The organism is Amycolatopsis sp. cmx-4-61, from assembly GCF_046548775.1.
GTDB lineage: Bacteria > Actinomycetota > Actinomycetes > Mycobacteriales > Pseudonocardiaceae > Amycolatopsis.
The window spans coordinates 52,453-69,208 of the sequence record NZ_JAEBEI010000027.1 but is presented as its reverse complement, the minus strand read 5'-3'; the positions used below and the strand labels follow the sequence as shown (position 1 = coordinate 69,208).

Annotated in this window: 4 protein-coding genes (1 of these 4 cut by a window edge); 2 read left to right on the top strand and 2 right to left on the bottom strand. The window is 75.5% G+C overall.

What is annotated here, in order from left to right; all coding sequences use genetic code 11:
• Positions 1-394: 394 nt before the first annotated feature.
• Positions 395-580: a hypothetical protein gene (locus tag ACLJOU_RS42460; RefSeq protein ID WP_410574941.1), complete on the bottom strand. Its 186-nt coding sequence runs from the start codon at positions 578-580 to the stop codon at positions 395-397.
• Positions 581-900: 320 nt separating this feature from the next.
• On the opposite strand from ACLJOU_RS42460, the gene ACLJOU_RS42455 reads away from it, so the two are divergent.
• On the top strand, positions 901-1,104 hold the full coding sequence (locus ACLJOU_RS42455) for a hypothetical protein (protein WP_410574940.1): 204 nt from the start codon (positions 901-903) through the stop codon (positions 1,102-1,104).
• Positions 1,105-1,259: 155 nt separating this feature from the next.
• Here the strand turns inward: ACLJOU_RS42455 and ACLJOU_RS42450 are convergent, their stop codons facing one another.
• On the bottom strand, positions 1,260-1,406 hold the full coding sequence (locus ACLJOU_RS42450) for a hypothetical protein (RefSeq protein ID WP_410574939.1): 147 nt from the start codon (positions 1,404-1,406) through the stop codon (positions 1,260-1,262).
• Between the two features lie 327 nt (positions 1,407-1,733).
• On the opposite strand from ACLJOU_RS42450, the gene ACLJOU_RS42445 reads away from it, so the two are divergent.
• A protein-coding gene (locus ACLJOU_RS42445) for an SDR family NAD(P)-dependent oxidoreductase (protein ID WP_410574938.1) crosses the window boundary here: on the top strand, positions 1,734-16,756 show its 5' portion. The gene runs 2,797 nt beyond the window's last position; the window shows 15,023 of its 17,820 coding nt (coding positions 1-15,023); its start codon is at positions 1,734-1,736; its stop codon lies off the right edge, out of view.

Genomic DNA, 16,756 nt, shown 5'->3' with positions numbered 1-16,756 from the left:
CTTCTGACTTTGGGCGGACGTCGCGAGGCGCCGTCTCGGCGACGCCCTTTGTTTTGGTGGACTGTGAGCTGCGGCTTGTGGCAAGCTCGGTCCCGGTAAGGTCTCTTCGCGAATCGCGTCACTGCCTTGAAGTCATACGAAGCCACCTGGTCATCGAGGCGCCGTCAGGCTGTAGCTGGCGAGTAAGACCGTCCATGATCTGTCAACCGGGCGTGCAGCCGACGGTTGATCAATTAATGATTGCTTAGATGTGCGGCCTCTTAGAGGCTAAGGGTTGTTCGTATCGAGCAAGATCGTCCTCGGACACACGAATTATTCAACCGCGGAGAGGCCGTCACGTCGACGGCCTCTTTTTGTGGTCAAACCGCAGGTCAAGCTGCAAGTCTCGGTAGAGCTAAGCCAGCCGGCCCGGCTGACCATCGGCGAGGGCGGCGCTGACGTTGCCGAGGGAGTCGCTCATTGCGTAGACCTCGGCCTCGCCGAGCCCGGCAGGCTCGTTGGCCGCCATCAGTTCCGTCTGAGCGGCCGCACGGTCGGCTTGCGCCCGGTTGATGCCCTCGACAACGGCCGACGGGTGCACGCTAGCGGAGATGGCGTTCTGGAACCGCTGGAGCCTGGCTTCCGCGTCCTCCAGATGCTTCCGTTCGGGCCCGGTTTAGGCCCAGCCGCCCGCGGTGTCGGCTGGGCCTGAACCAGTTGTTCGACGGTTCGCGCGATGTTCTGTTGGTCAAACAGACCCTGTGCTTGAAGCCGCTTTCGAGGTGGTCCTGGGTGCGACTCGATGGAAGAAAACGCGGATCCCAGTGCTCTATCAAAGAATTTTTCTCGGCCGGCGCGGGTAAGTCCTGACGCCAGGTTGGCCGCGGCGATGAGGTACTCGCCCCTGTCCCCGGATCCGACATGGACGCTCGCCGCGACCGCGACGGCGGCGATGGCCTGGGCGCGGGCTCAGCCGCCGAACTCGGCGGCCGGCTTCGCCGCGAGCAGGACGCAGCCGGCCTGGCACGCGATCGCGAGCACCCGCAGCGGCAGCACGCCGCCGCGGCTGTCCGAGCCATCAGCGGGGTCAGTGGCGGCTGGTCGACGTACCTCCAGGCCGGGTGACGGCCGGTGAGCACGTAGCAGAACTCGTCGCGGTGCCGGCCGTACCGGGTGGCGACCGCGAGGTGCACCCACGGCCGCGACGGCAGCGATCGGCGGCACCGGCCGCCACGCTACCGCCCGCTCCTGCCGGAATCCGGTGGCTTCTCCGGTCTCGCTCACGAGTTCTCCTCCGCCGGCAGGAAGGCGCCGAGAACGAGGTGACGGACCGTGGTCCGGCACTTCTCGTCGCTCAGCATCGCGGAATCGAAGTCACCGAGCCGGTGCCGGGCGCGGCGGCGTTGCACGAACCAGAACCGGAACATCTCCGGCAGCTCACGGGCGCACTGCGCGACCAGCGCGAGGACGTCCCGGTTGGTCTCTATGAAGGTGTAGAGCTTGCCGAACTCTTCGCGCGCGGACCGGACCCGCCGCCGGGTCAGCGCGGCGGCCGGCTTCGGGAACCCTTCGCCGTCCGTCCACTGCCGGGCCGGCGCCCGGCCGGATCGTCCAGGTCAGTGCGACGTAGAGCAGCGCGTCCTTGCTCTGGACGTAGGTGAAGAGCGCCCCGTGGCTGCCATGCGCCCAGCAACGCCGGAGACGTCACGGGCCCGGCGTGGCTGCAAGGGTCGGGAGGGCGACGAGGAGGCGGCATGATCGCGAAGGGGCCGATCGCGGTGGTCGGGCTGTCCTGCCGGGTGCCGGGAGCCGCCGACCCCGGTGCGTTCTGGCGGCTGCTGCGGGACGGCACCGAGGCGATCACCGACGTCCCCGCCGGCCGCTGGGACGCCCGAGCCGTCGCCGGTGCCGATCCGGCCGGCCGCGGTGGCTTCCTCGACGACGTACGGGGCTTCGATCCCGGCTTCTTCGGCATTTCGCCGAGGGCGGCCGCCGCGCTGGACCCGCAGCAGCGGCTCGCGCTCGAACTCGGGTGGGAGGCCCTCGAAGACGCCGGAGTGGTTCCGGCACGGCTTTCCGGCAGCGACACCGGGGTCTTCCTGGCGACCGGCGGGGACGACTACGCCCTGCTCACCCACCAGGCCGGGCGTTCCGCCATCACCTCGCACACCTTCGCCGGGCTGCGCCCCGGGCTCGCCGCGAACCGCGTCTCGCACTTCCTCGGCCTGCACGGGCCCAGCCTGACCGTCGACACCGCCCAGTCGTCGTCGCTGGTCGCGGTGCACCTCGCGTGCGAAAGCCTCCGGCGCGGCGAGACCGCCGTGGCTCTCGCCGGTGGCGTGCACCTGAACCTGGTGCCGGAAGGCGCGATCGCCTTCGCGGAGTTCGGCGGCCTTTCCCCGGACGGCCGCTGCTACGCCTTCGACGCCCGCGCGAACGGAACGGTGCGGGGCGAGGGCGGCGCCGTCGTCGTCCTCAAGCGGCTCGCCGACGCGGAAGCGGACGGCGACCGGGTCTACGCGCTCGTCCACGGCGGTGCGATGAACCACGGCGGCGCGAGCGAGGCCCTGACCGTGCCGGACGAAGCCGCGCAACGGGCCGTCCTGCGCGCCGCCTACACCCGCGCCGGTGTCCGGCCCGAGGACGTCGGCTACGTCGAACTGCACGGCACCGGGACGCGGCGAGGCGATCCGGTCGAGGCCGCCGCACTGGGGGCGGTCCTCGGTGCCGCGCGGACCGGCGACCGGCCGCTGCTCGTCGGTTGCGTCAAGACGAACATCGGCCACCTCGACGCGGCCGCGGGCGTCGCCGGGCTGGTCAAGACGGTGCTCGCGCTGCACCACGGCGAAGTGCCCGCCAGCCTCAACCACGTGGCTCCGCCACCGGAAATCCCCTTGGCCGAGTTGAACCTCGCGGTCAACGGCCGCCACACGCCGTGGCCGGACAGCCGCCGGTTCGCCGGGGTGAGCTCCTTCGGCATGGGCGGGACGAACTGCCACCTGGTGCTGTCCCGCCCCGCGCCGGCCGGCGGCTCGCCGGTGGCCGCGCCGCCGGTACTGGCCTGGACCGTGTCCGCCCGGACCCGCGACGCCGTCCGCGGGCAAGCCGGGCGGCTCGCGGAATTCGTGGCGGCCGAGCCCGGCCGCACGCCGGCCGAGATCGCCGGTGCGCTCGCCGCGGGCCGGACCGCCTTTCCCGAACGTGCCGTCGTCGTCGGCACCGGCGACGGCGAACTCCGGGCCGGGCTGGCCGCGCTCGCGGCGGGCACCGACGCGGGGAACGTCCTGCGCGGCACGGCAACCGGCGGGACCACCGCGTTCCTCTTCGCCGGCCAGGGCAGCCAGCGCCCCGGCATGGGACGCGAGCTGTACTCGGCGTTCCCGGTCTACGCCGCCGCGTTCGACGAGGTCTGCGCCGCGTTCGACCCGCTGCTGGGCACCTCGCTGAAGGACGTCGTCTTCACCGGGGGCGCGCTCCTGGACGAGACGCGGTTCACCCAGCCCGCCGTGTTCGCCGTCGAGGTCGCGCTGGTCCGGCTGCTCGCGCACTGGGGCCTGCGCCCGGACCTGCTCGCCGGGCACTCGGCGGGCGAGCTCGTCGCCGCGCACGTGGCCGGGGTGCTGTCCCTGCCGGACGCGGCCACCCTCGTGGCGGAACGCGCCCGGCTCATGCAGACGGTCGCCGACGGCGGGGCGATGGCCGCCATCGAGGCGGGTGAAGACGAGGTACTCGGCGAGGGCGTCGAAGAGGGCGTCTGCGTCTCCGCCGTCAACGGCCCGCGGGCCACGGTCGTTTCCGGGGCGGAGGAAGCCGTTCTCGCGGTGGCCGCCCGATGGCGCGAGCGCGGCCGCCGCGTGAAACGGCTCCCGGTCGGCGTGGCCGGGCACTCCGCGCTGCTCGACCCGATCCTCGGCGAGTTCGCCCGCACGGCCGGGCGGCTGGCCTACGGCGAGCCCGAGATCCCGGTCGTCACCAACCTCACCGGCCGGCTCGCGGCGGACGGCGAACTGGGCGAGCCCGGCTACTGGGTGCGCCAGGTCCGCGAGCCCGTCCGGTTCGGCGACGCCGTCCGGACGCTGCACGAGCTCGGCGCCACCCGGTTCGTCGAGGTGAGCCCGGACCGGGTGCTGGCCGCGCTGGTGCGCGGCACCCTGCCGGACGCAGCGGTGTCGGTCACGGCGGTGCTGCGCGCCGGCCGGCCGGAGCCGCGCACCCTGGTTTCCGGGGTGGCCCAGGCCTTCGCCGACGGCGCGCCGGTCGACTGGCCCGCGGTGTTCGGCGACCCGGCGCCGGCCAGGGCGATCGGACTACCCGGCTACGCCTTCCAGCGCAAGCCGTACTGGCTCGGCCCCACCTTGTCCACCATGGACGAACGACCGGAAGTGCCTGCCGCCGGCGGGGACCCGCTCGACGTCGTCCGGTCCGCCACCGCGGTCGTGCTCGGGTACCCCGGCGCCGGCGACGTCGATCCGCGCCGGACCTTCCGCGACCTCGGCTTCGACTCCCTGGCCGCGGTCGAGCTGCGGGACCGGCTCACCGCGGCGACCGGCGTCGAGCTCCCGCCGACGCTGACGTTCAACCACCCCACCCCGCTGGCGCTCGCCGAGCACCTGCGTGGCGAGCATCGCGCACCCGCCGCCCCGGTGGCCGTCGCCGAACCCGGCGAGCCGATCGCGATCGTCGGCATGGGCTGCCGGTTCCCCGGTGGGGCCGGCTCGCCCGAGGACCTGTGGCGGCTGGTCGCGGACGGCGTCGACGCGATCACGGGCTTTCCCGGCGACCGCGGCTGGGACCTCGGCGCGGCGGGAGCGGAGATCCCGCGCCGCGGTGGCTTCCTGCCCGATGCCGCGCTGTTCGACCCGGAGTTCTTCGGCATCAGCCCGCGCGAGGCGCTCGCCATGGACCCGCAGCAGCGGTTGCTGCTCGAGACGGCGTGGGAAGCGCTGGAACGTGCCGGCCTCGACCCGGCGGCGCTGCGCGGCACCCCGGCGGGCGTGTTCGTCGGCGCGACGGCGAGCGACTACGGCCCCCGGCTGCACGAACCCGGCCACGGCGCGGAGGGACACGTGCTCACCGGCAGTTCGGCGAGCCTGCTGTCCGGCCGGATCGCCTACACGCTCGGGTTCGAGGGCCCGGCGGTGACCGTCGACACGGCGTGCTCGTCGTCGCTGGTCGCGCTGCACCTGGCCGCGCGGGCCCTGCGGCAGGGCGAGTGCACGCTCGCCCTCGCCGGCGGAGTCACGGTGCTGGCGACGCCGGGGATCTTCCTCGAGTTCGGCAGGCAGGGCGGGCTGGCCGCGGACGGCCGCTGCAAGGCGTTCGGCGCGGGCGCCGACGGCACGGCCTGGGCCGAAGGCGCCGGGCTCGTCCTGCTGGAGCGGCTTTCGGACGCGCGTCGCCACGGCCATCCCGTGCTTGCCCTGGTCGCCGGGTCGGCGATCAACTCCGACGGCGCCAGCAACGGCCTGACCGCACCGAGCGGCCCCGCCCAGGAGCGCGTGATCCGCGCCGCGCTGGCCGACGCGAGACTGTCCACATCGGACGTCGACGTGGTCGAGGCGCACGGCACGGGGACGGCGCTCGGCGACCCGATCGAGGCCGGCGCCCTGCTCGCGACGTACGGCCGCGACCGGGAAACGCCGCTTTGGCTGGGTTCACTGAAGTCCAACATCGGTCACGCGCAGGCCGCCGCCGGCATCGGCGGCGTGGTGAAGATGGTGCAGGCGATGCACCACGGGGTCCTGCCGGCGACCCTGCACGCGGAGGAACCGTCCCCGCACGTCGACTGGCCGGCCGGCCGGGTCCGGCTGCTCACCTCGGCGAGGGAGTGGCCGGAGACCGGCCGCCCCCGCCGGGCGGCGGTGTCGTCGTTCGGGATCAGCGGCACGAACGCCCACGTGGTCCTGGAACAGGCCCCGGCCGAACCGGAAACCCCGGCTGATCCGGCGCCCGAGTCCCCCTTGCCCTATGTCCTTTCCGCCCGTGACACCGCTGCACTCCGAGCTCAGGCCCGGCGGCTGCGGGACCACCTCACCGACCACCCGGACGAGGCCCCGGCGGACATCGCCTACTCCCTGGCCACCACCCGCACCCGCTTCGACGAGCGGGCCGCGTTCGTCGCCACCGGACGGTCCGGCCTCCTCGATGCCCTCGACTCCATCGCCGGTGGCGGTACCACCGGCGTCGTGCGCGCCACGACCGGCGGGACCGTCTTCGTCTTCCCCGGCCAGGGCTCGCAGTGGGCCGGGATGGCGGCCGGGCTCCTCGGCACCTCACCGGTGTTCACGGCCCGGTTCGCCGAGTGCGAGCGGGCGCTGGCGGAGCACCTCGACTGGTCTCCCGCCGACGTCCTGCGCGAGCGGCCTGCGGCACCCGCGCTGGACCGTGACGACGTGGTCCAGCCGGTGCTGTTCGCGGTGATGGTGTCGCTGGCCGCGCTCTGGCGCGCCCACAGCGTCGAGCCCGACGCGGTGATCGGCCACTCGCAGGGCGAGATCGCCGCTGCCTGCGTCGCCGGTGCGCTGTCGCTCGCGGACGCCGCCCGGGTCGTCGCCCTGCGCGCCCGGCTGCTGAGCGAGCTGGCCGGGCTCTCCGGGATGGTTTCGGTTCCGCTGCCCGAGGCCGAGGTCACCGAGCTGCTGACCGGCTGGGGTGACCGCGTCTCGGTCGCCGCTGTCAACGGGCCGCGCTCGGTCGCGGTGTCCGGCGACCCGGACGCGTTGCGGGAACTCGTCGCCGCGTGCGCGCTGCGCGACGTGCGGGCCCGGGAGATCCCGATCGACTACGCGTCCCACTCCCGGCACGTCGAACGTCTCCGCGACCGGCTCCTGGCCGCGCTCGCGCCGATCACCCCGCGGCCGCCGGACATCCCGTTCTTCTCGACCGTCACCGGGGAACCGCACGCCGTCCTCGACGCCGCCTACTGGTACCGCAACCTGCGGGAGCCGGTGCGCTTCGAAGCCGGGGTGCGGCGGCTGCTGGCCGCCGGGCACCGCGTGTTCGCCGAGGTCGGCCCGCACCCCGTGCTCGCGCTCGGGATGCGGGAGACGTTCGACGACGCGGGCGTGGCCGCGGCGGCCGTCGGGACGCTGCGGCGCGGCGACGGCGGCCGGGACCGCTTCCTCCGGTCCCTGGCCGAGGCCCACGCCTGCGGCGCCGCCGTGCGCTGGGACGCCGTCTTCGCCGGGACCGGCGCCCGGCGCACCGGCCTGCCGACGTACCCGTTCCGGCGACGGCGGTTCTGGTGGCGCCCGCCGGCCGAAGCGCGCACCGGCGCCGATCACGCCGCCGGCCTGCGCTACGGGATCGCGTGGTGGCCGACGACGGCCGAAGGCACCGCGCGGCTGTCCGGGACGTGGCTCGTCGCCGGCGGCCGCCGGTCGCCGTGGCGCCCCCTGATCACCGCGGCACTGGCGGAGGCGGGCGCCGACGTCCGCGACGAGGACTTCACCGGGGAACCCGCCGGTGTCGTTTCCCTGCACGCCCTCGACGAAGAAGGCGCGCTCACCGGAACGCTTTCGCTGCTGCGGCGGTTTGGTTGTCCGATGTGGAGTGTCACGTGCGGAGCGGTCGGCACCGGCGACGGCGACCCGGTCCGCGCGCCCCGGCAGGCCGCCGTCTGGGGTCTCGGCCAGGTGGCCGCGCTGGAGCAGCCCCGCCGCTGGGGCGGGCTCGCCGACCTGCCCGAGCAGCCGGACGCGGAATCCGCGCGGCGGCTGGCCGGACTGCTGACCGGGACCGAGGACCAGCTGGCCGTCCGGCCGTCCGGCGTCTTCGCCCGGCGCCTGGTGCGCCCGGCCCCGCCGGCCCGGGCGGCCTGGCGGCCGCGGGGGACCGTCCTGGTCACCGGCGGGACCGGCGCGCTCGGCCGCCGGGTCGCGCGCTGGCTCGCCGGAAACGGAGCCGCGCACGTCGTGCTCGCCGGCCGGAGCGGCCCGGCGGCGCCGGAAGCCGTGGCCATCACCGAAGAACTGGGTGCGGACCGGGTCACCGTCGCCGCCTGCGACGTCACCGACGAGAGCGCGGTGGCCGGCCTGGTCGCGTCGGTCCCCGGCGAGCTGACGGCCGTGGTGCACGCCGCCGGGACGAACCGGTTCGGGCGGCTGGCCGACATCGACCCGGCGCACCTGGCGGAGGTGCTCGGCGCGAAGGTGCTGGGAGCCGAGGTCCTCGACCGCGTGCTCGGCGACCGGCCGCTGGACGCCTTCGTGCTGTTCTCCTCGGCCGCCGGTGTCTGGGGCGGCGCCGAGCAGGGCGCGTACTCGGCCGCGAACGCCTGCCTCGACGCGCTCGCCCACCGGCGCCGGGCGCTCGGCCGGGTCGCGACGGCGGTGGCGTGGGGCCCCTGGTCCGGCGGCGGCATGGTCACACGTGAGTTCGAGACGGCCCTGCGTGCCCGCGGGTTGACCCCGATCGATCCGGGTGTCGCACTCGACGCGCTCGCGACGGCCGTCGGCGGTGGCGAGACCGCCACGGTGGTGGCCGACGTCGACTGGCCCCGCTTCGCCGCGCTCTACACGATGGCGCGGCCGAGCCCGCTGCTCGGCGAGCTCGCCGAAACCCGCCGTCCGGCAGAGCCGCGGCAGCCGGCTTCCGCGCTCGGGCAGCGCCTTCGCGACTTGCCGGAGGCCGGGCAGCACGACCTGCTGCGGACGCTGGTCCGCACCCAGCTCGCGGCCGTTCTCGGGCACGACGGGCCGGCGGCGGTGGCCGCGGACCGGCCGTTCTCCGCGCTCGGGCTGGACTCGCTCACGGCGGTCGAGCTACGCGACCGGCTGGCGGCCGCGACGGAGCTCGTGCTGCCGGTCACGATCGTCTTCGACCACCCGACCGCGACCGCGCTGGCCACGCACCTGCGTGACACCGCCCTCGGCACGCACGTGGCCGCAACCTCGGCGCCGGCCGCCCCCGCGGACGAGCCGCTGGCCATCGTGGGCATGAGCTGCCGGCTGCCCGGCGGCATCGAAGACCCCGAGGACCTGTGGCGGTTGCTGGCCGAGGACGGCGACGCCGTCGGCGGGCTCCCGGCCGACCGGGGCTGGGACCTCGGCGCGCTGTACGACCCGGATCCGGACCGGCCGGGCACCAGTTATGTCCGCGGCGGCGGCTACCTGAGCGGGATCGACCGGTTCGACGCCGACCTGTTCGGCATCGCACCGCGCGAAGCGCTGGTGATGGACCCGCAGCAGCGGCTGCTGCTCGAAGCCACCTGGACGGCGCTGGAGCACGCGGGCATCGCGCCGGACTCGCTTTCCGGCAGCGGCACCGCCGTGTTCGCGGGCATCCAGGTGCCCGACTACTGGACGCCGGACCGGATCCCCGGCGCCCTCGAGGCCTACCAGGTCACGGCGGGCGCGCCGAGCGTGGCGGCGGGCCGGATCGCCTACACCTTCGGGCTGGAAGGCCCGGCGATGACCGTGGACACCGCGTGTTCGTCGTCAATGGTCGCGCTGCACCTGGCGGCGCGCTCGCTGCGCGCGGGGGAGTGCTCTCTGGCGATCGCGGGCGGCGCGACGGTGATGACCACCCCGGCGGCGCTGCGCAGCCTCAGCCGGCAGCGGGCCCTGTCCCCGGACGGCCGGTGCAAGGCGTTCTCGGACGACGCCGATGGGTTCGGGGCCGCCGAAGGGGTCGCGGCGCTGGTCGTGGAGCGCCTCTCCGACGCGCGGCGGAACGGCCACCGCGTGCTGGCCGTGCTGCGCGGTTCGGCGGTCAACTCCGACGGCGCCAGCAACGGGCTCACCGCCCCGAACGGCCTGGCCCAGCAGCGCGTCATCCGCGCGGCTCTCGCGGACGCCGGACTGTCCGCTTCGGACGTCGACGCCGTCGAAGCGCACGGCACCGGCACCCGGCTGGGCGACCCGGTGGAAGCGCTGGCGCTGCAGGAGACCTACGGCCGTGACCGCCCGGCCGACCGGCCGGTCCTGGTGGGGTCGGTCAAGTCGAACCTCGGCCACACCCAGGCCGTTTCCGGTCTCGTCGGCGTGATCAAGACGGTCCTCGCGCTGCGCAACGGGGAGCTTCCGCGCACGCTGCACGCCGACCGGCCGTCGTCCCACGTGGACTGGACGCGCGGCGCGCTGACCCTGCTGACCGAGCCGGCGCCGTGGCCGGTGACCGGGCGGCCGCGCCGGGCCGGGGTCTCGTCCTTCGGCATCTCCGGCACCAACGCGCACGTGGTCCTCGAGCAGGCACCGGCCGACCCGGAGCCGGCCGACGGCGGCCCGGCAGGCGTGGTGCCGTGGGTACTGACCGGGGCGACCCCGGAGGCCGTCCACGACCTGGCGGACCGGGTGCGGTCGTTCGTCGCCGGGCGGCCGGAACTGACCGTCCGGGACGTGGCCCGGACGCTGGCCGCGCGGTCCGCGCACGCCCACCGGGCCGTCGTCGTCGGCGAAGGCCGCGAAGAACTGCTGGCCGCGCTCGCCGGCGTCCGGCCCGAGCGGGGGACCGGCGGGAAGCTGGCGTTCCTGTTCACCGGCCAGGGCAGCCAGTACGCAGGGATGGGCCGCGGGCTGCGTGAGCAGTTCCCGGTGTACGCCAAGGCTTTCGACGCCGCCTGCGCGGCGGCGGGTCTCGACCCGGCGGTCGTGGCCGACGGCGACGCGCTCGCCCGCACGGAGTTCGCGCAGCCGGCGCTGTTCGCGCTGCAGGTCGCGCTGTACCGGCTCGCCGAGTCGTGGGGGCTGCGCCCGGACGTCCTCGTCGGACACTCCGTCGGGGAGATCGCGGCGGCGCACGTCGCCGGCGTGCTCTCACTCGCGGACGCGGGAACGCTGGTCGCGGCGCGCGGCCGGCTGATGCAGGACCTGCCCGCCGGCGGCGCGATGATCGCGGTCGAGGCGAGCGAAGACGAAGTCCGTGCCGCGCTGACCGGCGAGGCCGCGATCGCGGCGGTCAACGGCCCGGCCGCCGTCGTGCTCTCGGGGGCCGCGGACGCCGCCGAGGCCGTCGCCGCGGAGTTCGCTGCCCGGGGCCGCCGGACGAAACGCCTGCCCGGCGGGCACGCGTTCCATTCGCCGCTGATGGCCCCGATGGTCGAGCGGTTCCGCGAAGTCCTGGCCGGGCTAAACTTCGCCGAGCCCGCCGTCCCGTTGCGGCCGGCCGCGGCCGGCGATCCGGCGACGGCGGACTACTGGGCCGGCCACGTGCTCGGCACCGTGCGGTTCGCCGACGCGGTCGCGCGGCTCGGCGCCGACGGCGTCACCACGTGCCTGGAGATCGGGCCCGACCGGGTGCTGTCCGCGCTCGGCCCGGCGATCGACCCCGCCATCAACTTCGTCCCGGCGCAGCGCGCCGACCGCCCCGGCGCGCGCACGGCCGTCGAGGCCGCCGGCCGCCTGCACGTGCTCGGCCACGACGTCGCACTGGCGAGCCTGTGCACCGGCGGCCGGCTCGCCGACCTGCCCGCCTACCCGTTCCGGCACCGCAGCTTCTGGCTGGCCCCCGGCCAGGCGCCGGACCGGTCCGGGCACCCGCTGGCCGGACCGGCCGTCCGGCTGGCGGACGGCGGGGGCGCGCTGGTCACCGGCACGCTCTCCGCGACCGCGCCTGCCTGGCTCGGCGACCACACGATCGGCGGGACGACGCTGGTGCCCGGCACGGTCCTCCTCGAACTGGCGCTGCAGGCCGCCGCCGCGGCGGGCTGCGCGACCGTCGGGGAACTCACCCTGGAGACCCCGCTCGTCCTGCCGGACCACGGATCGGTGTCGGTCCAGGTCCGGGCCGGGGCGGCCGACGACGACGGCCACCGGCCGCTGACCGTCCACTCCGGACGGAACGGCGAGTGGACCCGGCACGCCACCGGGCTCGCCGGTCCCGGTGCGCCCGCGGATTCCGGCCGGCCGCTTCCCGCCGACGCGGAACCCATTGCCGTCGAGAGGCTCTACGAGCAGCTGGCCGACGCGGGATACGGCTACGGACCGGCCTTCCGCGGCCTCACCGCCGCCTGGCGCCACGGCGAAGACGTCTACGCCGAGGCGGTCCTGCCCGAGGAACTCCGCGACGACGCCGGGAACTGCACGCTGCACCCGGCGTTGCTCGACTCCGCGTTGCACGCGCTCGGTTTCACCGGCAGGCTCGACGGCGGCACCCCGGTACCGTTCGCCTGGCGCGGGGTTTCCGTCACCGCACCGGGACCGTCGGCCATCCGCGTCCGCCTCACCCCGGCTGCCGGGGACGCCGTGTCGCTGCACGTCACGGACGCCGAGGGCCGTCCGGTGGCCACGGTGGATTCGCTCGTCCTGCGTCCGGCCGCTCCGGCGCCGCGCGACGGCCTCCTCGAACCGGACTGGGTCACCGCCCCGGAAGTCACCGCCCCGGAAGTCACCGGGCCGGACGTCGTGCCGGTCGGCGACCTCGCGGAACTGACCGGTGAGCCGGTGCCGGCGGCCGTGGTCGTCCCGGCCGGGGACCCGGCCCGCGCCCTCGCGTTGTGCCAGGCGTGGGCGGCCGACGACCGGTTCGCCGCCGCGCGGCTGGTCCTGCGCACCCGGAACGCGGTCACCGACCCGGACCAGGCCGCCGTCTGGGGGCTCGTGCGGTCGGCGCAGACCGAGCACCCCGGCCGGTTCGTGCTGCTCGATGCCGGCACCGAAGACACCGCCGGGCTCGCCGCCGCGATCGCCACCGGCGAACCCGAAGTGGCCGTCCGGGCCGGGGTAGTACTGGTGCCGCGACTGAAGCGGGCGAGCACCGGCGACGACCTGACCTTGCCGGACGAACCGTGGCGGCTTGCCGTCGTCCACAAGGGACGACTCGACGGGCTCGCCCCGATCGCGCACCCGCCCGAGCCGACGGCCCCCGGTCAGGTCCGGGTCGCCGTGCGGGCCGCGGGACTCAACTTCCGCGACGTGCTCAACACGCTCGGGCTCTACCCGGGTGAGGCCCCGCCGTTGGGCATCGAAGGCGCGGGTGTCGTCACCGAGACCGGTCCAGGGGTCACGGAGTTCGCGCCGGGCGACCGGGTGCTGGGCCTGCTCGACCACGCCTTCGGCCCGCTCGCCGTCACCGACCGCCGCAACCTGGTGCGCGTGCCGGCGGACTGGACGCTCGCCGAGGCGGCGGCCGTGCCCGTCGTGTTCCTCACGGCCTGGTACGGCCTGCGCGACCTGGCCGGGCTGCGGGCCGGGGAGAAGGTGCTCGTGCACGCCGGGGCCGGCGGGGTCGGGATGGCGGCGATCCAGCTGGCGCGTCACCTCGGCGCCGACGTCTACGCCACCGCGAGCCCGGCCAAGCACGACGTCCTGCGCGGACTCGGCCTGCCGGACACGCACATCGCCTCGTCGCGGACCCTGGACTTCGCGACGGCGTTCGCGGGCACCGGGTTCGACGTCGTGCTGAACTCGCTCGCCGGCGAGTTCGTCGACGCGTCGCTGGGCCTGCTGGGCGACGGCGGCCGGTTCGTCGAGCTGGGCAAGACGGACGTCCGCCCGGCCGCGGAGATCCCGGCCGGGGTGACCTACCGGACGTTCGACCTCACCGAGCCCGGCGCCGAGCGGATCCAGGAGATGCTCCGCGCCCTGGTGGACCTGTTCGCCGCCGGTGCGCTCCTGCCGCTGCCACTGTCCACATGGGACATCCGGCGGGCGGTCGAGGCGTTCCGGTTCGTCAGCCAGGCCAAGCACGTCGGCAAGGTCGTGCTGACCGTGCCGGCCGGGCCGGCGCCGGACGGCACGGTGCTGGTCACCGGCGGCACCGGCGCACTCGGCAGCCTGGTCGCCCGGCACCTCGCCGGGCAGGGTGCGCGGCACCTGCTGCTGGCCGGACGGCGTGGCCCGGCCGCCCCCGGTGTCCGCGAACTGACCGCGGAGCTGGCCGGGCTCGGCGCGTCGGTGACCGTCGCCGCGTGCGACGTCGCCGACCGCGGCCAGCTCGCCGCCCTGCTGGCCGGGATCCCCGCCGAGCACCCGCTGACGGCGGTCGTCCACGCCGCGGGCGTGCTCGACGACGGCCTGGTGGCGGCGATGACGCCCGAGCGGCTGGAGCGCGTGCTGCGGCCCAAGGTCGCCGCCGCGCAGCACCTCGACGAGCTGACCCGCGGTGGCGACCTCGCCGAGTTCGTGCTGTTCTCCTCGGCGTCGGCGTTCTTCGGCGGCGCCGGCCAGTGCAACTACACCGCGGCCAACGCGGCCCTCGACGCCCTCGCGGCCCGCCGCCGCGCGGCCGGGCTGCCCGCCGTGTCGATCGCCTGGGGCGCGTGGGCGCACGAAGGCAGCATGACCGGGCAGCTCGGCGCGGCCGACCACGCCCGGCTGGCCAGGGCCGGCCTGGCGGCGCTGGCCGCCGAGCGCGGGCTCGCCCTGTTCGACGCGGCCCGCCGGCTCGGCCGGCCGCTCGTCGTGGCGGCGGAACTGGACATCGCGGCCCTGCGCCGCGGCGGCGAGAACGTCCCGCCGTCGCTGCGCGGTCTCGCCGGGGCCACCGCGCGGCGGCCGGAGCCCGGGCGCGCCCGGACCGAAGACGTGCTCGACCTGGTCCGCGATCGGGTCGCCGCGGTGCTCGGGCACACCGGGGCCGCGGAGGTGGCGCCGGACCGGGCGTTCAAGGACCTCGGGTTCGACTCGCTGAGCTCGGTCGAACTCCGCAACGTGCTTTCGGCGGCCACCGGGCTGCGGCTGCCCGCGACCGTCGTGTTCGACCAGCCGACCCCGGAGGCCCTCGCGGCCTACCTGCGGGCCGAGCTGTCCGGTGCGGCGGCCGCGCCCGTGGCCGCCGTGGTCACCGAGGCCGGTGACGACCCGGTCGCGATCATCGCGATGAGCTGCCGGCTGCCCGGCGGCGTCCGGTCGCCCGAAGACCTGTGGCGGCTGGTGCGCGACGGCGCCGACGCGGTCACCGGGCCGCCGGCCAACCGCGGCTGGGACCTCGACGCGCTCTACGACCCGGACCCCGAGCGCCCCGGCACCACCTACGCGCGAGCGGGCGGCTTCCTGCACGACGCGGACGAGTTCGACCCGGAGTTCTTCGGGATCAGCCCGCGCGAGGCGCTGGCCATGGACCCGCAGCAGCGGTTGCTCCTGGAGACCGCGTGGGAGGTCTTCGAAGCGGCGGGCGTCGACCCGGGTTCCGTGCGGGGGCAACGGCTCGGCGTCTTCGTCGGCGGCGCGTCGCTCGGCTACGGCACCGACTCGCGCGAGTTCCCCGGCGAGCTGGAGGGCTACCGGCTGACCGGCAGCACGACCAGCGTCCTGTCCGGCCGGATCGCCTACACCTTCGGCCTGGAGGGCCCGGCCCTCACCGTGGACACGGCGTGTTCGTCGTCGCTGGTGGCGCTGCACCTGGCGGTGCAGGCGATCCGCCGCGGAGAGTGCTCGATCGCGCTGTCCGGCGGGGCAGCGATCATGGCGAACACGGACCTGTTCGTCGAGCTGAGCCGCCAGCGCGGACTGGCGCCGGACGGGCGGTGCAAGCCGTTCGCGGCGGCCGCCGACGGCACGGCGTGGGGCGAAGGCGTCGGGATGCTGCTGCTGGAAAGGCTGTCCGACGCACGGCGCCACGGGCACGAGGTACTGGCGGTGATCCGCGGCTCGGCGGTCAACTCCGACGGTGCGAGCAACGGCCTGACCGCGCCCAACGGGCCGTCGCAGCAACGGGTGATCCGCGCCGCGCTGGCCGACGCCGGACTGTCCCCGTCGGACGTCGACGCGGTCGAGGCCCACGGCACCGGCACCCGGCTCGGCGACCCGATCGAGGCACAGGCCCTGCTGGCGACGTACGGCCGTGACCGGACGGCGGACCACCCGCTGTGGCTCGGTTCGCTCAAGTCCAACATCGGCCACGCCCAGTCGGCGGCGGGGGTCGCCGCCGTGATCAAGATGGTGCTGGCCCTGCGGCACGGCGAACTGCCGCGCACGATCAACCTCGGTGAGCCGACCCCGCACGTCGACTGGTCGCCCGGCACGGTCCGCCTGCTGACCGAGCACCTCGCCTGGCCGGAGACGGGCCGGGCGCCGCGGGCGGCCGTCTCCTCGTTCGGCATCAGCGGGACGAACGCGCACCTGATCCTGGAGCAGGCGGCCGAGGCGCCGCCCGCGGAGCCCGCCGGCCCCGCGGCGGAGCCGATGCCACTGGTGCTTTCGGCCCGGTCCGAAGAGGCGTTGCGGGCCCGTGCGGGGCAGGTCGCCACCGTCCTGGAAGCCGAGAACCTCGCGGACGTGGCGCACAGCCTGGCCGCGCTGCCGCGGTTCGAGCACCGGGCCGTCGTCGTCGCCGCGCCGGCCCTGCCGGCGCTGGCCGAGGGCCGCCGCGATCCCGCCGTGGTGCGCGGGACCGCCGGGACCCCGGGCCGGACCGTCTTCGTGTTCCCCGGGCAGGGCGGCCAGTGGGCAGGCATGGGCGTCGAGCTGCTCGACAGCTCGCCCGTCTTCGCGCGGCGGATGCGGGAATGCGACGCGGCGCTGGCGGAGTTCACCGGCTGGTCCGTGCTCGACGTCCTGCGCTGCGCACCGGGCGCGCCCTCGCTCGACGACGTCGAGGTCGTCCAGCCCGCGCTGTTCGCCGTCATGGTTTCCCTGGCCGAGCTGTGGGCGGCCGCCGGCGTGCGGCCGGACGCGGTGGTCGGCCACAGCCAGGGCGAGATCGCCGCGGCCTGCGTCGCCGGCGCACTGTCCCTTTCGGACGCCGCCCGCGTGATCACCTCGCGCAGCGCCATTTCCCGGGTGCTCATCGGGCGCGGCAGCATGGCGCCGGTCGCGCTCGGCGAAGAAGCCGCGGCCGAGCTCGTCGCCGGCTGGGGTGACCGGCTTTCGATCGCGGCGGTGAACGGGCCGAACTCGGT